Source organism: Saccharothrix obliqua, assembly GCF_019375475.1.
In the GTDB taxonomy this organism is placed as follows: Bacteria; Actinomycetota; Actinomycetes; order Mycobacteriales; family Pseudonocardiaceae; genus Actinosynnema; species Actinosynnema obliqua.
This window is the reverse complement of record NZ_JAHXGQ010000020.1, coordinates 18,779-36,224: the sequence shown is the minus strand read 5'-3', so window position 1 is coordinate 36,224 and position 17,446 is coordinate 18,779. Positions and strand designations below refer to the sequence as shown.

General features: G+C 71.7%; 18 protein-coding genes. 13 read left to right on the top strand and 5 right to left on the bottom strand.

The features are described from left to right. Positions 1 to 54 precede the first annotated feature (54 nt). Together KZQ38_RS34830 and KZQ38_RS34825 are read left to right on the top strand one after the other, a co-directional pair. Entirely contained in the window at positions 55 to 1,107 is a 1,053-nt protein-coding gene (locus KZQ38_RS34830; RefSeq protein ID WP_219448289.1) for a hypothetical protein, read from the top strand. Between the two features lie 37 nt (positions 1,108 to 1,144). Then, entirely contained in the window at positions 1,145 to 1,627 is a 483-nt protein-coding gene (locus tag KZQ38_RS34825; RefSeq protein ID WP_219448288.1) for a hypothetical protein, read from the top strand. Between the two features lie 333 nt (positions 1,628 to 1,960). Here the strand turns inward: KZQ38_RS34825 and KZQ38_RS34820 are convergent, their stop codons facing one another. Together KZQ38_RS34820 and KZQ38_RS34815 are read right to left on the bottom strand one after the other, a co-directional pair. Then, a complete protein-coding gene (locus tag KZQ38_RS34820) occupies positions 1,961 to 2,581 on the bottom strand; it encodes an enoyl-CoA hydratase/isomerase family protein (RefSeq protein WP_219448287.1) in 621 nt (206 codons plus the stop codon). 3 nt (positions 2,582 to 2,584) lie between these two features. Continuing rightward, a complete protein-coding gene (locus tag KZQ38_RS34815) occupies positions 2,585 to 3,721 on the bottom strand; it encodes a cytochrome P450 (protein WP_219448286.1) in 1,137 nt (378 codons plus the stop codon). A 342-nt stretch (positions 3,722 to 4,063) separates the two neighbouring features. Between KZQ38_RS34815 and KZQ38_RS36795 the strand changes: the two genes are divergently transcribed. The 5 genes from KZQ38_RS36795 (at position 4,064) to KZQ38_RS34795 (ending at position 7,442) form a co-directional block, all read left to right on the top strand. After that, positions 4,064 to 4,213 carry a hypothetical protein gene (locus tag KZQ38_RS36795; RefSeq protein WP_257902938.1) on the top strand — a complete coding sequence of 50 codons (150 nt, stop codon included), beginning with the start codon at positions 4,064 to 4,066 and terminating at the stop codon, positions 4,211 to 4,213. A gap of 86 nt (positions 4,214 to 4,299) precedes the next feature. Further along, entirely contained in the window at positions 4,300 to 5,052 is a 753-nt protein-coding gene (locus tag KZQ38_RS34810; protein ID WP_308258737.1) for an SDR family oxidoreductase, read from the top strand. Next, complete coding sequence (locus KZQ38_RS34805) at positions 5,046 to 6,257, top strand: acyltransferase family protein (RefSeq protein ID WP_219448284.1); 1,212 nt, start codon at positions 5,046 to 5,048, stop codon at positions 6,255 to 6,257. The genes KZQ38_RS34810 and KZQ38_RS34805 overlap by 7 nt, the downstream gene beginning before the upstream one ends. Then, a complete protein-coding gene (locus tag KZQ38_RS34800; protein WP_219448283.1) occupies positions 6,247 to 6,789 on the top strand; it encodes an NAD(P)H-dependent oxidoreductase in 543 nt (180 codons plus the stop codon). The genes KZQ38_RS34805 and KZQ38_RS34800 overlap by 11 nt, the downstream gene beginning before the upstream one ends. Continuing rightward, positions 6,789 to 7,442 (top strand): antibiotic biosynthesis monooxygenase family protein, encoded by a 654-nt coding sequence (locus tag KZQ38_RS34795; protein ID WP_219448282.1) that lies wholly within the window; start codon positions 6,789 to 6,791, stop codon positions 7,440 to 7,442. The genes KZQ38_RS34800 and KZQ38_RS34795 overlap by 1 nt, the downstream gene beginning before the upstream one ends. Here the strand turns inward: KZQ38_RS34795 and KZQ38_RS34790 are convergent. Then, entirely contained in the window at positions 7,406 to 8,077 is a 672-nt protein-coding gene (locus KZQ38_RS34790; RefSeq protein WP_219448281.1) for a hypothetical protein, read from the bottom strand. The genes KZQ38_RS34795 and KZQ38_RS34790 overlap by 37 nt on opposite strands. 188 nt (positions 8,078 to 8,265) lie before the next feature. Then, complete coding sequence (locus KZQ38_RS34785) at positions 8,266 to 9,705, bottom strand: DHA2 family efflux MFS transporter permease subunit (RefSeq protein WP_219448280.1); 1,440 nt, start codon at positions 9,703 to 9,705, stop codon at positions 8,266 to 8,268. Positions 9,706 to 9,843: 138 nt separating this feature from the next. Here KZQ38_RS34785 and KZQ38_RS34780 point away from each other — a divergent pair, with 138 nt between their 5' ends. The 6 genes from KZQ38_RS34780 (at position 9,844) to KZQ38_RS34755 (ending at position 16,232) form a co-directional block, all read left to right on the top strand. Next, the gene (locus tag KZQ38_RS34780) at positions 9,844 to 10,548 is read left to right on the top strand and encodes a TetR/AcrR family transcriptional regulator (RefSeq protein WP_219448279.1); all 705 of its coding nucleotides are present in this window, start codon (positions 9,844 to 9,846) and stop codon (positions 10,546 to 10,548) included. Next, positions 10,545 to 11,363 carry an SDR family NAD(P)-dependent oxidoreductase gene (locus tag KZQ38_RS34775; RefSeq protein ID WP_219448278.1) on the top strand — a complete coding sequence of 273 codons (819 nt, stop codon included), beginning with the start codon at positions 10,545 to 10,547 and terminating at the stop codon, positions 11,361 to 11,363. The genes KZQ38_RS34780 and KZQ38_RS34775 overlap by 4 nt, the downstream gene beginning before the upstream one ends. A 231-nt stretch (positions 11,364 to 11,594) precedes the next feature. Then, a complete protein-coding gene (locus KZQ38_RS34770; RefSeq protein ID WP_219448277.1) occupies positions 11,595 to 12,569 on the top strand; it encodes a methyltransferase in 975 nt (324 codons plus the stop codon). 311 nt (positions 12,570 to 12,880) lie between these two features. Continuing rightward, entirely contained in the window at positions 12,881 to 13,612 is a 732-nt protein-coding gene (locus KZQ38_RS34765) for a response regulator transcription factor (RefSeq protein ID WP_219448276.1), read from the top strand. Between the two features lie 218 nt (positions 13,613 to 13,830). Then, positions 13,831 to 14,313, top strand: a complete 483-nt coding sequence (locus KZQ38_RS34760; protein WP_219448275.1) for a hypothetical protein — start codon at positions 13,831 to 13,833, stop codon at positions 14,311 to 14,313. 338 nt (positions 14,314 to 14,651) lie between these two features. Continuing rightward, positions 14,652 to 16,232: a helix-turn-helix transcriptional regulator gene (locus KZQ38_RS34755; protein ID WP_219448274.1), complete on the top strand. Its 1,581-nt coding sequence runs from the start codon at positions 14,652 to 14,654 to the stop codon at positions 16,230 to 16,232. A gap of 72 nt (positions 16,233 to 16,304) precedes the next feature. Here KZQ38_RS34755 and KZQ38_RS34750 read toward each other — a convergent pair whose 3' ends face one another. Next, positions 16,305 to 17,438, bottom strand: a complete 1,134-nt coding sequence (locus tag KZQ38_RS34750) for a Dyp-type peroxidase (RefSeq protein ID WP_219448273.1) — start codon at positions 17,436 to 17,438, stop codon at positions 16,305 to 16,307. Between the last annotated feature and the right edge of the window lie 8 nt (positions 17,439 to 17,446).

The following is a 17,446-nucleotide window of genomic DNA, read 5'->3' as shown; positions in this document are numbered from 1 at the left end:
CGCCTCAGTTTCTTCCTCAAGTACGGTTTCACCACATCGGGCGAGGGTCGAGGAATGCCTGCGAACACGTACAACCTGGAACGGGTAAAACGACAGCCGCTGACCAAGCGCAATCTGCGGGAACTCAACATCGAGCAGTCCTGGCAGTCCGTCCTGAACCACCCCGACCTGGTCTACGTGGACCAGTACGGCACCAGCCACAAGCCCATCGGCTTCTCCGTGAACAAGTCGAGCTTCGGCGACTTCCAGGGCACCGCCACCCAACTGGGCTGGCTCGCCTACCTGCACCTGGGCGAGCCGCTGGTCGAGGAGCGGGGCGACGTCGACCAGCCGCCACCGGACACGTTCTCGTCACGCACCTACGTCAACCGGAGCCAGACGACGCCGCTGAAGTTCTCCGACACGGTCAACTTCACCGTGTCCAACGCGGTCACGTGGTCGCTCCAGGGGCAGTCGCAGCTCACGTTCGGCGGGAAGGCCAGCGCGTCGTTGCAGTTGCAGCTCCAGAACCAGCTCCAGTTGCAGCTCCAGAACAGCATGCAGAACAAGAACGCGAACACCGTGACCAACAAGAACAGCAAGGACTCGGTGGGCGTGGACAACGCCAACGCCAGCGAGACGGCCGCGACGAACACGGTGACGCACGGGACGACTTTCACGACCCAGGGCAGCGCCACCGGCACGGCGGAGCTGCACGCGCAGCTGATGCTGGGCATCACCGCGTCCGTCGGCGGTTCGCTGACCACCAGCTGGGCGTCGACGTCGCAGATCTCCGGCGACGTCGCGCCGAACTCGCGGGTGCAGACCATCGCCACGCAGCGGCGGACGCGGAAGCAGTACACCTACGAGATCCCGGTGACGTTCTCGGGTTTCATCGCGGTGCGGTACGCCGTGCCGGTGGCCGTCCTGTCGCCACCGCAACCCGCCGCCTACCCCGGCCTGGAGCACGTGGTCGCCCGCGACATCGGCGACATCGACCTGGTCAACGGCGGCGACTTCCGCCTCAAGGGACGGGCGGAGGTCGTGTCCTCCCTCGACGTGCACCACACGATGTTCGACAGCGAGGACCTGCCGTACAGCCAACGAGCGCTCTACAAGGCGCCCTGACCGGGCGACCGGTCCCGACGATCAGGGGTGGACAGCCATGGTGTTCGAGAACATCTTCAACTTCGCCAACAAGGGAGCGGCGATCTTCTCGGTGACCCGCGACGGCACGAAGCCGCGGCCGGGTGAGGGCGTCGACTTCGAGGACGCCGACGACGACACCTACGACGACACCCACGGGAGCCTGTTCAGCAGCGCGATCCACGGTGCCTCCGCCCGGTCGAAGGTCGTGCAGGAGCAGTCACCCGAGGCGCGGGCGATCCTGGGGTTCCTCGGCACGTTCATCCAGACCGCGCAGACGACCGCCGACGAGCAGTCCCGGTACGCCCAGGACCCGGCCTCGGTGTCCGAACCGGCGTCCGCCGGTATGCGGCAGTCGAGCACGACGGTGACCGAGGACAGCGCCCTCCAGAAGGACGAGGACCTGGAGAACCCGCCGAAGAAGAGCGACTTCACCTCGGCGCCCAAGGCTCCCGGGGCGTCCGCCGAACGCCCGCCGCGTGCGTCCGATACCGAGAAGTGATCCGCTGCTCGACGTGGTGTTCCGCGAGCACGCCCAGGGGACGTGCCAGGTCGACCGCGCGGGCGCCGTGCCACACCAGCCGGAACGGTGCCCGCGCGCCGAACCCGCCGCGGTGGAGCCGATGAGCAACCAGCGCGGGCCGGTCGGGACTCCCCTCTCCACCCCGGCGCCGCCGCTCCGGTGGGAGGGCGGTCGGCATCCCGCGACCCCACTCGTGGGAGAGCGGTTGCCCGATGGACACCTCCCGGCCCATCACGTCGACCGCCGAGGCGGTCATCCACAGTTGAGGACTGCTTCAGGTCGATCGGCCGGCCCGGCACGACATCGCGCCCCCTAAGCACGCGGTGGCTCGTGCTTAGGCGAGTCGGTGACGAAGCGTGCCGCCCATGCCGTCGCCGCGGCGACCACGTCGGCGGCGGGCACGACCTCGTCTACCAGGCCGATCGCCAGGGCCTCCGCCGCCGACACCACGCGGCCGGTGTAGATCAGGTCCTTGGCGACCGCGGGTCCGACCAGGCGTGGCAGCCGCTGCGTGCCGCCCGCGCCCGGGATGATGCCCAGGCGCACCTCGGGCAGGCCGATCGTCGCGTCCTCGGCGATGACGCGACGATCGGCGGTCAGGGCGAGTTCGCAGCCGCCGCCCAGGGCGAAGCCCGTGATGGCCGCGACCACGGGCTTCCCGATCGCCGCCACCGCGGCGAACGCGGCCTGCAACACGGGCGCGTGCACGCGCATCACCTCGTGCGTGCTGGTGGCCATCTCGGCGATGTCGGCGCCGGCGCTGAACCGGCCGACGCCGCGCAGCACCACGGCCCGCACGTCGTCCCGCCGCGTCATCTCCTCGGCCGCCAGGCGCAGCAGGCCCCGGGCGTCCCGGTCCAGGGCGTTGACCGGAGGCCGGTCCAGCAACACGGTGCCGATCCCGTGCTCGACGCGCACCGACACGGCGGGCACCGCCTACCACCCGACCGGGAGCGAGCGCAGACCGCGCATGGTGCGGTTGGGCAGCAGCTCCACCGAATCGGCCGGCACGGCCAGGCGCAGGCCGGGCAGGCGGCGGACCAGTGCCGTGAACACGGCCCGCAGCTCCAGCCGCGCCAGCGGAGCGCCGATGCAGTGGTGCGCGCCGTACCCGAAGCCCACGTGCGGATTGACGGCACGGGTGAAGTCGAGCCGGTCGGGGTGGTCGAACACCGCGGCGTCGCGGTTGGCGGCGGCGAGCCGCGGGATGACGGCCTCGCCCGCGCGGACCACGCCCCCGTCGAGCACCACGTCCTCGGTCGCGACGCGGGTGAAGAAGCCGACCTCCGCCTCCAGCGGCGTGTGGCGCAGCAACTCCTCCACCGCCGCGGGCACCAGGTGCGGGTCGGCGGCCAGCTCGTCCCAGCGCTCCCGTTCGGACAGCAGGGCCAGGGTGAAGTTGCCGATGTGGTCGGCGGTGGTCTCGTAACCGGCGATCAGCAGGGTGACGATGAACGCGATCAGCTCCTCCTCGGTGAGCCGGTCGCCCCTGTCACCCGCGTGCGCCAGAACGCTCACCAGGTCGTCCGCGGGGCGGATTCGCCGCTGTGCGACCAGATCGGCGAGGTAGGCGTCCAAACTGCCCCGTGCGCCCGTGATGGTGGCGGGGTCGTCGGCGGTCAGCGCGACCAGCCGGCCGGCCCAGCCGCGGAACAGGTCCTGGTCCTCGACGGGCACGCCGAGCACCCGGCAGATCACGGCGATGGGCAGCGGCCAGGCCAGTGCGGCGACGAGGTCGGCGGGTGGTCCGGCGGCGACCATGTCGTCCAGCAGCGCCGTGACCGCGGCCTCGACGTCCGCCCGGTGGGCCGCGACCCGGCGGGCGGTGAACGCGCCCGCCGCCAGCCTGCGCAGCCTGGTGTGGTCGGGCGGGTCCAGGCCCAGCAGTGAACCGCCCTGGTGGTCGACCGGCGTGACGCGCGGCGCGGCGGTGCCCACGGCCGCGGCCCGGCTGAACCGGCGGTCGGACAGCACGGCCCGGACGTCCCGGTGGGTGGTGGCGAGCCACGCGTCACCGCCGTGCGGCAACGTCACCCTGACCAGCGGGCCGACCTGGTACGTCGTGGCGTTCATGCGTCGGGTGACCTCCCGGTCGACGGCCCGGCGGAATCGCGCGGACCGGTTCGTGAATTGATTGTCCGGGTTCACGGTACGTTCTTCGGGACATCTCCTGGCAAGTGTCTTGAACAACTCCTGGAGTAGTTGTGGAGATCTTCGCAATAGCCTCACGGGAACGTCACATGGGGGCTTGACCTGGGGTTTTGTGGCTGGACGTGCCTTGCGTTCCGCTGTCGGGATTCTTTCGAAGTCTTGTCGGTGACCGGTTGGGCGGATCGCGGCGGGGCAAATAGGCTGAGTTTTGCGCCCGGTTCGGCGCACACCTCGGAGCGGTTCGGAGAATCATGGAAACCACGGTTGTCGGCACCGGAGTGGACGGGCACGTCGTCGGCGGGCGGGGGCGCGGTCGCGCGGTCGCGGGAGGCGTCGGCCTGGTCGCTGGAGCGGGTGGGTCTGTCGGCGCGGGGTGGGGGCGCGGACGTGTGGTGGCCGAGGGCGTCGGTGTGAGCGGACATGTTGGCGCGGTCGCCGGAGCGGGTGGGTCTGTGGTCGCGGGGCGGCCTCGCGGACGTGCGGTGGCCGGGGGCATCGATGTGAGTGGGCGCGTCGCTCTGGTCACCGGAGCGAACAAGGGCATCGGGCGGGCGGTTGTGCAACGCCTGGCGCGGCTCGGGATGCGGGTCTACCTGGGTGCGCGGGACGAGGCCCGTGGTCGGGCGGCGGAGCGCGAACTCGCCGCGGCGGGTGACGTGCGGTTCGTGCGCCTGGACGTGACCGACGCCGGGTCGGTCGAGCGGGTGGCGCGCCGGATCGAGCGCGAGTCGGACCGGTTGGACGTGCTGGTGAACAACGCGGGCGTGGGCGGCCCGCCGACACCGCCGAGCGAGACCTCCGCCGCCGACGTGCGCTTCGTGCACGAGACCAACGTGTTGGGGGTGATCACGGTGACCAACGCGGTGCTGCCCCTGCTGCGCCGATCACCCGCCGGCCGGATCGTGAACGTCAGCAGCGTGCTCGGCTCGCTGGCGCACGCCGCCGCGAACGCCGACCCGACCGGTGTCTTCCCGCCCGGGAACTTCCCGGTGATGTTGGCCTACAACACCTCCAAGGCCGCGCTCAACGCCGTGACCGTCACCTACGCCAACGAACTGCGCTGCACCGGCATCCTGGTCAACGCCGTCTCCCCGGGCTTCGTCGCCACCGACGCCAACGGCCACCGCGGCACGCTCACCCCCGAGCAGGGCGCCCGCGTGCCGGTGCTGCTCGCCACGCTCGGCGAGGACGGACCGACCGCCGCCTTCTTCGGCGAGAACGGCACGGCCACCGGGCAGGTGCTGTCGTGGTGACCACGACCCCGGCCCGGGACGCGACCGGGAAGCTGCCCGTGCTGCCTTCGTTGGCGGGGCTGCGTTTCGTCGCCGCGGTCATCGTCTTCCTCAACCACGTGATGGTATCCGCGTCACCGATCCCGCCCCACGGGCCGCTGACGCCTTACGCGGACCCGGAGCTGAACCGGGCGTTGGCATGGGTGCTCATGCCGGTCGGGTACACCGCGGTGGTCTTCTTCTTCGTGCTGACCGGCTTCGTGATCACGTGGTCGGCGCGGCCCGGTGAGCGGCCGACCGCGTTCTGGCGGCGACGTGCGTTGAAGCTCTACCCGAACCACGTTGTGATGTGGGTGCTGACGATGGTCCTCTACGCCGGCGCGGTCACGCCGCTGTCGTCGTGGTTGCCGAACCTGTTGCTGGTCCAGGCTTTCTTCCCGTCGTTCGCGGTGTTCTTCAGCGTCAACGAGCCGTCCTGGGCGCTGTGCTGCGACCTGTTGTTCTACGCGTTGTTCCCGCTGCTGGTGGTGCTCGTGCGGCGGTTGCCCGAGCGCCGGTTGTGGCTGTGTGCCGGGGCGGTGGTCGTCGCCGCGGTCTCCGTGCCGTTCCTGGCCGCGGCGTTGCTGCCCGAGGCGCCCGGGCTGTTCGGGTCGTCGGTGTCGGTGCCGCGGTTCTGGGCCGGGTTCGTGTTCCCGCCCACGCAACTGCTGACGTTCGGCCTGGGCATGGTGTTGGCGCGGATCGTCATGACCGGTCGCCGGCTGCCGCTCGGCGTGAAGGGCGCCGTCGTCGCGGTGGTGCTCGGCTACGCGGTGTCCCAGTCGCTGCCGCTGGAGTTCCAGTTCGCGGTGGCGCCGCTGGTGCCCGCCGGCCTGCTGGTGGCCGCGGTCGCCGCGGCCGACGCGCGCGGGCGCCGGTCCTGGTTGGGCAGCCCGCTGATGCGGCGGCTGGGCGACCTGTCGTTCGGCTTCTACATCTGCCAGGGCGTGCTCCTGTACTGCCTGCGGCCTTTGCTCGGGGCGGACACCTTCTTCAGCGTCCCGGTCGGCACCGCGGTCCTGCTCGGGCTGCTGGCGGTGAACCTGGCCGGCGGCTGGCTGCTGTTCACCTTCGTCGAGACCCCGGTCATGCGCCGCTGGGCGCGGAAACCGGTGCGGCGCGGTCGCCCGCAGTCCGGTGTGGACGGTACTCGTGACCATGGACGGGAGGAACTCGGTGCCCCGTGAGAAGACGACGTTGACCCTGCTGCTCGCCGGTGCGGGGGACGGGCGCGCGGGCTGGGCCGTCGCGGAGTGGCTCGCCGGCTGGGCTGAGGTGCGGTCCGACGTGGACGCCCGCCTGGTGGACCTGGCGGATCACCCGCCACCCCGCGGCCCCGCCCGCTCGCCCGTCACCCGGGACGCGCTGCCGACCAGGCTGGCGGAGGCGGACGCGGTCGTGGTCGTGACGGCGGACCACCACGGCGGCATGACCGCCGAGCTGAAGAACGCGGTGGAGCGGTCGGCGGACCGGTGGGCCGGCAAGCCGGTCGGGTTTGTCTCCTACGGCGGCGGGCACGCCGTGGCGTGCCTGGGACAGGTCATGCGTGGCGTCGACGCGGTGGTCGCGGGCGCGGTGGAGGTCACTGGTGCCACTTCGGAGGCACTGGCGGGCCACGTCGAGGCGGTGAGCGCGCTGATGGACGTGTTGGCGTGGTGGGGTCGGGAACTGCGCTGGGCGCGGACCGGGACAACGCAGACGGTGAAGGGATGTGCGTGATGGGTGTGAGAACGTGGATCGGACCGGATGTGCGGCGTGACGACGCGGCGGCCGTGTTCGTCAGCCACCGGCACGTCCCCGACCGGGAGACCGGGCTCGCGGTGCTGGCGGGTGCGGTGGCGCGGTGGGAGGAGCAGCGGGGGCTGCTGCACGCGAGCGGCTACCTGGACAGCGAGGGCGAGGCGGTGCTGGCGTACGCGCAGTGCGCCGACTCCGCCGCGCACCGCCCGTTCGCCGGGCTGCCCGGCGCGGCGACGGTCGAGTACCGGTTGCGGCGCAGCGTGGTCGTCGCGCCGGCGGTGCGGCCACCGGGCTGCGTCGTGGTGGCGACCTTCGACGTCGACGGACCGGAGCGGCAGGCGCTGATCGTCGACTCGTTGGCCGACGCGCTCGACGGGACGCCCGCCACGCGGCACCCGGGCCTGCTGGCCGCGCACTTCCACGTCAGCGTGGACGGTTCCAGGGTGTTGAACTACGCGGAGTGGACCTCCGAGGAGGGGCACTCCGCGTTCCTGGAGGGCTCGACGCGGGCGATGACGTTGCGCGTCTCCACCAGCCTGCCCGGTGTGCGGCCGATCGGCTTCCGCCGCTACCGCCTCCAGTGCGGCACCCGCGCTCAGGCCGGCGCGGTGAACGTGACGTCGTGGCGGTAGCGGCGACCCACGTCGCCGTCGCCGATCCCGGCGAGGATCGGTTCCCACACCTGCTCGATGTGCGCGACCGCCTCGGCCTCGGAAACCCATTCGGACAGCACCAGGACGACCCCGCCGTCCACGCTCACGTGGAAGTTCGCCGCGAGCGCGCCGGGGTAGGCGCGATCGGCGCCCTCCGCGTCCTCCTCGGCGGCCAGCAAGCCGTCCACCCAGGCCCGTGCCCGTTCAGGTTCCGCCATGGTGAACGTGGCCACGGGGAAGCACGTGGGCACGGGCGCGGGCGTGGTCACGGCGGAGCCGCGGACCACCCGGTAGAGGCGGAACGGCACGGACTCCGGCGTCGCGGCGCCGGGGACGTGCCGGTCGCCGAGGACACCGGCCGGGTCGTCGGCGAACGCGCGCGCGGACGCCTCCGCGCCCCACTGCGAGTACACCAGCACCGCCTCGCCGTCGGTCGAGCGGAAGCAGGTCAGCGCGAGCAGGTCGCCCGGCCAGGCCGCGGTTCGCCACCGCTCCGCGACGGCATCGGCCACGTGGCGCTGGACATCGGGCTCAGGGGTGGTGATCACGCTGACGAGCACGGTGTCGACGTCGGGTCGGTCGATGGTGGGCAACGCACCGGTTTCGACGGGCATGTCGGACTCCTCACGGCGTGGCGGCGATCGGCTTACGCTCCATCGTCGGCGCAGCGGCGGACCCGGGACAGGGCTGCTCTCACAAGATCGTGTGAAGTCGTGCAGGTTTTCTGCCCTGTCGTGCTCGGCACCCCGTGAGTGCTCCGGCCAGGGGCGACCGGAGCACTCACGGCGGCGCGCCGCGCGGCTCACCCCGCGGTGGGCTCCCGCTCCTCGACCACGGGGCGGTCGCCGCCGGTGGGCGTGGCGCGGTCGGAGATGAGCAGCGCGCCGATCAGCACCACCACGGTCGCGCCGAACGCGAACCAGTAGGTCGCGTGGAAGCCGCCGATCGTGGTCGAGCCGACGGTCTGGAGGATGAACGCGGCGGCGGCGATGCCGACCGACGCGCCGAGCTGGTTGAGCATGTAGAGCACGGAACTGCCCTGTGGCACCAGGTGTGGCGGCAACGTGCGGTACATGGCGCCCATGGCGGGCGCGCCGACGAAGCCCATGCCGAGGCCGCTGGCCAAACCGGCGACCACCGTCCACAACTGGTTGGTGTCACCGTCAATCTGAGTGAACCCGAACACCGCGACCAGGGCCACCAAAGCGCCGGCGACGGCCAGGGTGCGCGAGCCCAGCTTGTCCGACAGCCGGCCGGCCAGCGGCATGGCCGCCGCCGCGCCGAGCCCGAGCGGTGCGATCAGCAGACCGGACTCGGACGCGCCGGTGCCGTGGATCTTCTGGTAGTACAGCGGTAAGGCGAAGAAGACGGCGAAGTTCGCGATGCCGGACAAGCCCATCACCGCGACGCTGACGGTGAAACCGCGGTGCAGGAACAACCTCAGGTCCACCAGCGGGGGGATCTTGCGCGCGCCGAGCGCCTTGACGCCGTAGCCGACCACGAGCACGAGCCCCAGCACCAACGGGACCACCACCTGCCAGGCGCCGAACGCGCCGCGCTCGGCCGCCTGCGACAAGGCCAGCACGAGCAGCGCGATACCGGGACCCACCAGTGCCAGGCCGACCACGTCGAGCCGGTCGCGGTGCTGCTCCGCGCCGGGCTGGTCCTCGGGCACGAAGCGCAGCGCCAGGAGGAAGGCGATCACGATGATCGGCAGGTTGATCATGAACATCGAACGCCAGCCGAATCCCTGGAGGACCGCGCCGCCGAGCACCGGGCCGAGCACGGGGCCGAGCGAGAGCACCAGGCCCATCAGCCCCATCACGCGGCCGGCCCGCGCCGGCCCGGCGGCGCGGGCGAGCAGCACCAGGACGAGCGGGTCGAGCACGCCCGCGCCGATGCCCTGGACGACGCGGAAGAAGATGAGGCTGCCGATGTCCCACGCCAGCCCGCAGGCGACGGAGGCGGCCAGGAACAGGACCAGGCTGCCCAACCAGAGCCGCTTGCCGCCCACGCGGTCGACGGCCCACGCGGTGACCGGGATCGTCACGGTGAGGGCCAACAGGTAGCCGGTCGACACCCAGCCGAGCGTGCTCACGGAGCTTCCGAACTGGGTGGCGATGGCGTGGTTGCCCACGGTGACCATGGAGCTGTTGAGGATGCCCATGATCCCGCCGAGCAGGACCACGCCGATCTGGACCAGCAATGTGGCATCCGTCCGGTCGGACGGCGCGTGCGTCATGATGGATCTCTCTCTGGAGGCCAAGAACTTGAACCGACGAGTTCAAGGTAGAGCCGCCTCGTGCTACGGTGCAACAAGCAAGTCCAGACAAGTGAACCGCAGAGTTCAATAAGAGAGGCGCTCGGGTAGGCTGAGGGAGTGACGGACACGGCAGCTCCAAGCACACGAGGTCGGACCACCCACCGCGGGCGCATCGACAAGCGGCGGGCGATCCTCGATGCCGCGTTCGTGGTCTTCGCCCAAGCGGGCTTCGAGGGGGCGTGCGTGCGCAAGATCGCGGCGGAGGCCGGAGTGGCCAAACCGACCGTCTACAACCACTTGGGCGACAAGGAAACGCTGTTCCGGCACTCGATCACCGCCGTCGCCGAGCGGGAACTGGCCGAGCACCTGGAAGCGGTCGAGTCCCTGGTCACCGCCGGCGGCGACGTGCGCGAGGCGTTGACGGACCTGGCCCTGCGGCTGGCCCGCAACTTCGGCAGCGACCGCGCTTCCTCCCTGCGCCGGCTGGTCGTCGCGGAGGTGTCCCGGTTCCCGGAGCTGCTCGACGCGGTCTGGGGACCACGCACCAACCGCGTCGAGGAAGCCCTCGCCGACCGCCTGGCGCGGCTCGCCCTGGCCGGTTGCCTGAACATGCGCGAGCCCGTGGAGGCGGCGGAGCAGTTCATCGCCCTGCTCTCGGGTCCCATCGAGTCGAGGTCGCGGTTCGGCACCCGCCGCCTGGCCGACCAGGAACTCCAGGGCATCGCGGTCGCCGCGGTCCGCACCTTCCTGCGCGCGTTCGGGGCTCCCGCCACCGAGGGGGAGCGCTCGGCGCCCGAGGCCCCACGAGGGGAGATCACATGAAGACCGTCGTCGTCTCCGGTGGCACCGACGGGATCGGCCGGGGCATCGCCTCGGCCCTGCTCCGCCGCGGTGACACCGTGGTCGTGATCGGCCGCGACGAGCGGAAGGGACAGGCGTTCCTCGACGAGGCGCGGCGACTCGGGGCGCCGGCCTCGTTCCTGCGCGCGGACCTCAGCCTCGTCGCCGAGAACGACAAGGTCGTCGCGCGGGTCGAGGCGGAGCACCCGGTGGTCGACGTGCTGGTGCTGTGCGCGCGGCACTTCCGGTCGACCCGGGCGGTGACCCCCGAGGGTTTCGAGTACAACTTCGCGTTGCTGTACCTCAGCCGCTTCCTGCTCAGCCACGGCCTCGCGGACCGCCTGACGGCGTCGACCCGGACGCCGGTGGTGGCGAACGTCGGGGGACCGGGCGGCGACCTCGGCGAGTTCCGCTGGGACGACTACGACCACGTCCGCGACTACAGCGGCGTGGGCGCCATGATGCACGCCGGTGGCCTGGCCAACGACATGCTCGGCGCGGCGTTCGCGCAGGCGCACGACGCCATCCGGTACCTGCTGATCAACCCCGGGCCGACCGCGTCCAGCTTCGCCGGCGAGTACGACGCGGCGACGCTGGGCCACATCGAGATGATGAAGCGGTTCGGCAAACCGGTGGAGCAGGCCGCCGCGCGCGTCCTCGAGCACATCGACCACCCCCCGGCCGCGCCGCTGAGCGCGTTCTCCGACAGCGGGCCCATCAGCCTGGCCCACCGCAACTTCGCCGGTGAGCCCGCGCGTCGGCTGCACGAGCTGACGCTGCGCGCGTTGTCGCGCTGACACCACGCCGAACCGGGGGCGCGCCGGGCCTTGCCGGGGCGCACTCTTTGCGAGAACTTGTAACTGCGTCGACCGCGGCTGCCCGGGTGTCCGGCCTAGGCTCGTGAACGCGTCGACTAGACGGGGCAGCGCGGTGCGCCACCGCGTGCGCGATTCAGAGGGGGCCTCTACGTGAATTCGCAGTCGGTACGGGTTTCGGAAAGCCAGGACGTCGGGCACATCATGGCCCTGGTGTCCGGGCATTGGCAGACCAGGCTGCTGATGACCGCCGTCGAAAGCGACCTCTTCACGCTTCTGTCGCATTCACCGGCGAACGCCGCGGAACTCGCCGGGAAGCTGGGATTCCGGATGCCGGGCGCGCGTGACTTCCTGCTCGCGCTGCACCGGCTGGGCCTGCTCGAACTGGTCGACGACGTCTTCCGCAACACACCGGTGGCCGACCGGTACCTGGTGCACGGCCGACCGGAGTACATCGGCGGGTACCTGCTGTTCTGCGACCGGGAGCTGAACCCGGCGTGGAACGGCCTGAGCGGGACGCTGCGCACCGGCGTGCCGAGCAACCCGGCCGCCGTGACGGGCAGCCCCTACGAGGCGCTGTACCAGGACGACGAACTCGCCGACTCGTTCCTGAGCGGCATGGACATGTTCAACACGCATGTGGCGGTGGCGTTGAGCGAGTTGGACTGGACGCGTTACCACACGTTCGTCGACGTGGGCGGCGCGCGCGGCAACCTGGCCCACCACCTGGTGCGGGCCAACCCGCACCTGTCGGGCGTGGTGTTCGACCTGCCGCACGTCGAGCCCGTGTTCACCCGGCACATGGCCACGTTGGAGACCAACGGTTCCGTGACGTTCCAGGGCGGCGACTTCTTCACCGACCCGCTGCCCGCAGCCGACGTGCTGATCCTCGGCCACGTGCTCCACAACTGGTCGCCCGCCGACCGGGTCCGGTTGCTGCGCAACGTCCACCGGGCCGTCAACCCGGGTGGTTCGGTCGTGGTCTACGACCCGATGGTGGGCGACCGCACCCCGCCGCTGTACTCCCTGCTGGCCGGTCTCAGCATGCGGGTCTGGTCGGCCGGTGGTCAGGAATACTCGGTGGAGGATTGTCACGGCTGGTTGCGCGAAGCGGGGTTCCGGCCGGACGACGGGGGTTCTCGCCGACTCGGGGACGACAGCCTGGTGATCGCGCACAAGGACCGCTGAAGGCGTTCGGGAGCGGGGGTGGTCGCGGTGTGGTGACCCCCGCCCGTGGTCGCCCCCGGTGCGTGGAAAGCGTGGGCGGCGGTTCGGCCGACTCTTGACGGCCGAGCCAGGATGGGTGTTCACAGGGGGACTGGGTAAAGCCGCACATACGCCGATGATGTTGTCGCACGACGTCGAATTCCTTCTCGAGTGGCTTGACGGGGGGTAGTGCGCGCACCTCGGCACGATCCGGGACGACAGCCGACCGGCGCATTCCGCCCGGCTGCGCCATGCCGGAACGCCCGGTCGGGAAACGCGTGATGGGGGGTCACATGCAGATCTTGCTGGTCGAGGAACAGGAGGGAGCGACGCACTCGCCGGCCTCGGAACTCCAGCGCTACGGTCACGACATCACCACCGTCGGGACCGGCGCGGTGGCACTGGAGGTGTACGAGGACGCCGACATCGTCCTGCTCGACATCAACCTGCCCGACATCGACGGGTTGGAGGTCTGCCGCCGGATCAGGGCGGCCGGCGACAAGCCGATCATCGCCTTCGCCCGGCGGGGCGCGGAGCTGGACCGGGTGCTGGGTCTCCAGGCCGGTGCGGACGACTGCCTCGACAAGCCTTACGGGGTGCGGGAACTCCAGGCGCGGATCGAGGCCGTGATGCGCCGGATCGAGCGCGGCGGGTCGCGGTGCGCGCGCCTGAAGTGCCCGGAGACCGGCAAGTTGTCCATCGGCTCGCTGTGCATCGACCCGGTATCCCGGGAGGTGAAGCTCAACGGCGGCCCGGTGCAGTTGACCCGCAAGGAGTTCGACCTCCTGTTCTACCTGGCGGAGCGCTCCGACACCGTGGTGACCCGGCCGAGGCTGATGCTGGAGATCTGGCACGACACCACACCGCACGCGCTCAACAGCCGGGCGAGCCGCACCATCGACACCCACGTCAGCTCGCTGCGCGGCAAGCTGGGTCGGGAGTGGATCCGCACCGTCCGCGGCGTCGGGTTCCGCCTGAGCCCGCCGCACGTGCGGGTGCGGTCGATGTCCCGCGCCCGGGACTGAGCCGGGTTCGCCGCGGGTCCGCGTCGTGGCGTGGTTCCGGGCACCGCCGACCACGCCGCCCGGCGTGGTCGGCGGTGCGGTGGCGTTGCCGGAGGTCGACCTCGGCGGTGTGCGGGCCATGACGCGCGCGAGCGGTTTTGTCGGTGTCGTCTGGTGTACTCGACCGCAGGTCCGGGGCTATCCACTCCGGACGGACGCGGTTCGGAGGAGACGACGACATGGGTGTGCTGACCGATTACTTCCGCGCGGCCGACGCGGCGGACGTGGTGCGGGTGGTGGAGCAGGACCTGCACCCGCTCGACGGGTGGCAGCCGGGGTTCGACGGGGTGTCCGCCAAGCAGATCGACCCGGTCGTGGTCCTGGGCATCCTGGTGGCGGCTGTGCGCGACGTGCCGTGGGAGCCGGGCGTCGTGGGGCAGCGCGCGGTGTGGCCGACCACGCCGAAGCCCGAACGGGGCGTGTACGTCGAAGACGACCCGTGGCTGGAGGGTCCGTGGGTGTTCGAGCTGGACACCGCGACCCGGGACGTGCTGGCGGACGTGCCGGACGCGGCGTTGCCCGGACTGGGGGAGCGGTGGTCCCGGTCGGAGGAGGTCATGTGGTCCGGACCGGAACTGGCCGAGTTGGCGGGTGAGTTGTCGGCGCTCGCGCGGCGGGCGCGGGAGGCGGGTGAGCTGCTTTACTGCTGGACGTGCCTCTGACACCCGGCGTTGATCCGGGGAATGGCCGGAACGCGGGTCGGGTTCGGCCGGTGTGGTGAATCCGCCGGGCCGCGTTCCGGCCGTTTTCGCTGGTGGGTGCGGGAATCGCGGAGCCGGTTATGAGGGGTGCTCGGAACGCACGAGTCAGATTCCCCCTGATGGCACGCAAGTTCACCTGGTTGTCGGGCATGACGACTGCTGCGTCTGCGTGCCAGGGTGATGTTCTGTTCACGCGGAGTGAGCGGGGGGTGCGACCCCCGAACACCTCACCTGCGAGAATCATCGGCCTGGCTCGGGGAGGGGCGTAGACGGTGCCGCACAGAACGCAATCCGCTCGTGTGCCGGCGGCCGACTTGTCGGAAACGCTGACCAGGATCGTCGCGGAACGCGACTGGAACGCGCTGGAAGTGCTGTGCGACCGGTACGTCTTCGCCGCCGAGGGCGAACTCGCCGGCCGACTGCTCTCGGCGCTCAGCCAGGTGCCGGACGAGGAGTTGCGCGCCCGCCCGCGCCTGATGCTCTCGTGGACCGGCGCTTACTACGCGATGGACGAACTCCAGGTCCGCGAACTGCGGCCATTCCTGCGCCACTACGCGGAACTCGGCACCCGGCTGGCGGCGACGATGGACATCGCGCGCGAGACGTCGGCCGCGACGCTCGTCGCGGTGGGCACCGCGGCGATGATCGGGCTGCGCATGAAGGGCGCCTGCGCCGAGGCCGAGGAGCTGGGCGAGCGCCTGTCCACCCGCGCGGCGCAGCTCAGCTCGCTGCCCGGCGCCGACGTGGTGGCGCACCCCGGGTGGCTCGCCGTGCAACGTGGACTGACCCGCTCCCTGATGGACGACTTCCCGGCCGCGGTGGAGCTTTACCGCCAGGCGTACGAGCGGGCGACCGTGGGACCGGGCACGGCGGCCACCGCCCTCAACGCCGCCGCGAACCTCGCCATGATCTTCGGCCACCTCGGTCACGGCGCGCTCGCCCGCCAGTGGCTCGACCGGGTGCGTGGTGTCGAACCGCCCTCCGAGCGGGTCCGGTTCCTGCTCACCGCGGGCGGCACGATCGCCGAGGGCTGGGACGCGCTGGACCGCCACGACAGGAGCGGGCTCGCGCGCTGCCTGGAGGAAACCGGGGACGGCACCGGGCAGCTGGAGGTCTGGCCGTTCGTGGCGGCGCTGGTGTTCGCGCACGGGCTGCACCTCGGCGACCCGGCCACGTCGCTGGCCCACCTCGGCGTGCTCCGGCTCAACCACGCGCCCGAACTCGTCGCGCAGGGCACCGCCGCCCAGGTGGTCCGGCGCGCCCACGTCGAGCTGCTGATCGCCACCGGCCAGGCCACCCGCGCCCTGCGGTTGATCAAGGAGGCGGATGCGCAGGCGTCGTGGTCGGCGTTGCCCGCGGCCCGGCTCAGGCTGCTCAACGGCGAGTACGAGGCGGTGCGCGCGATGGCCTCGCGCACGTCCTGGCACGAGACCACGTCCCGCCGGGACGCACGGCAGATGTTGCTGCTCAAGGCGATCGCCGCGCTGCGCATGGGCGACCGGGACGAGGCACGCCGGACACTCCTGCCCGTTCGGCGCCTGCGCACGCCGGACGAAGTGCTCTCGCTGGCGTCGTTATCCCCGGCCGACCGCGACGAGGTGATCCGGTTGGGCGACCTGCCCCTGTCCGACGAGGCGGCGCACCGCCTGGCCCGCGCCCGGCCGGTGTTCCCGGACCGCGTCGAGCTGGTCGAGCTGACCAACCGGGAGCAGGTGGTGCTCACCGAGCTGGACGCCGGGCTGACCGTCGCGGAGGTCGCGCGTAAGCTCGTCGTTTCCGTCAACACCGTGCGCACGCAGATGAAAAGCGCTTACCGCAAGCTCGGTGCGTCCACTCGGGAGGGTGCGCTGATGCGTGCTTACGAGACCGGGGCGCTCTAGCGCCCCGCCCGACCGCCGTCCTCGCTGCGCCGGCGGGGCGGTCGGGCCGCGCTCCGGCTTCGAGGACCGGCCCTACCGGAAGAGCGTGGAGCCGAGCGGGCGTTCGGGGGAGAAGCCGGGGAGCACCAGGAACGTCGCACTGGCCGTCGTCGTGGTGAACGGCAGCAGCGCGTCGCTGTTGTCCATGCGCGTCAACGTGTTGGTGAACGTCCGGATGTCGTTCTGGAAGCTGATGAACAGCAGACCGGGCGCGGGTTCGTCCATGCTGTAGGAACGGCGCAGCATGTGGCCGACACCGACCACGCTGGAGTGCGCCCGCCGGACGTGGGAGTCGGCCGGGATGAGGTAACGCCCGTCCGGCGTCTTCGCGCCGAGGTCCGGGTCGGCGGCGATGGTCCCGCCGGAGAGCGGCGCGCCGGTGCTCCGGCTCCGCCCGAACACCGCCTCCTGGTCGGCGACGGGTAACGCCGCGAACCGCCGCAGATCCAGCTCCATGCGCCGGATCACGGCGATCGTGCCGCCGGCGACCGGCGCCGGTCCGGGCAGCCACAGGTCACGCTCCTGCTCGGCCTCCGCGTGCGGGCCGACGATGCCGTCGATGAAGCCGAACACGTTGCGCGGCGCGGTGACCGCGGATTTCACCGGAACGGCCGAACCACGCCGACCGGTCTGCCGCCAGCGCTCGCGCACCCCGGCACCGGCCCGGTCCAGCAGCGCGGCGGCGACCACCGGCGGCACGACCGCGTCGCTCGCGCAGACCTGCACCAGCAGGTCGCCACCACGCGCCCGCGGTTCGATCCGCTCGTGGGCGAACGGCGGGAGGTCCGTCGCGCCGGGCAGGGCGGGGTCGACCGCGCGCACCAGCCGGGGGCCGACCCCGATCGTCACGGTGAGGTCGCCCGGCGGCAGGCCCAGCAGTCGCGCGTCGGTGCCCGCGACGAGCCCGCGGACGGCCTCGCCGAGCCCCGCCAGCAGCGGGCCGACCGCCACCCCGTCGTCCACGTCGGCCACCAGGACCAGCAGGTTGGGCTGCGCCTCGCGGGGTAGCACCACGCCCGCCTGCCGAGGTCCCACGGGCGACACCGGCGCGGGCCCGTCCGGGCGGGAGCCGCCCGGTTCGCACCCCGCGGTGACGCCGGCGGCCAGCGCGGTGGCGGTGACGCCGAGGAACGCGCGGCGGGACGGTCGGTCTTCGGCTCGGCGCACGGTGTGGA

Coding starts and splice junctions, on each gene's coding strand:
- KZQ38_RS34830 (WP_219448289.1), top strand. CDS start 55: ATGCCTGCGAACACGTACAACCTGGAACGGGTAAAACGACAGCCGCTG.
- KZQ38_RS34825 (WP_219448288.1), top strand. CDS start 1,145: ATGGTGTTCGAGAACATCTTCAACTTCGCCAACAAGGGAGCGGCGATC.
- KZQ38_RS34815 (WP_219448286.1), bottom strand. CDS start 3,721: ATGAACGCCACGACGTACCAGGTCGGCCCGCTGGTCAGGGTGACGTTG.
- KZQ38_RS34795 (WP_219448282.1), top strand. CDS start 6,789: ATGGGTGTGAGAACGTGGATCGGACCGGATGTGCGGCGTGACGACGCG.
- KZQ38_RS34790 (WP_219448281.1), bottom strand. CDS start 8,077: ATGCCCGTCGAAACCGGTGCGTTGCCCACCATCGACCGACCCGACGTC.
- KZQ38_RS34785 (WP_219448280.1), bottom strand. CDS start 9,705: ATGACGCACGCGCCGTCCGACCGGACGGATGCCACATTGCTGGTCCAG.
- KZQ38_RS34775 (WP_219448278.1), top strand. CDS start 10,545: ATGAAGACCGTCGTCGTCTCCGGTGGCACCGACGGGATCGGCCGGGGC.
- KZQ38_RS34765 (WP_219448276.1), top strand. CDS start 12,881: ATGCAGATCTTGCTGGTCGAGGAACAGGAGGGAGCGACGCACTCGCCG.
- KZQ38_RS34760 (WP_219448275.1), top strand. CDS start 13,831: ATGGGTGTGCTGACCGATTACTTCCGCGCGGCCGACGCGGCGGACGTG.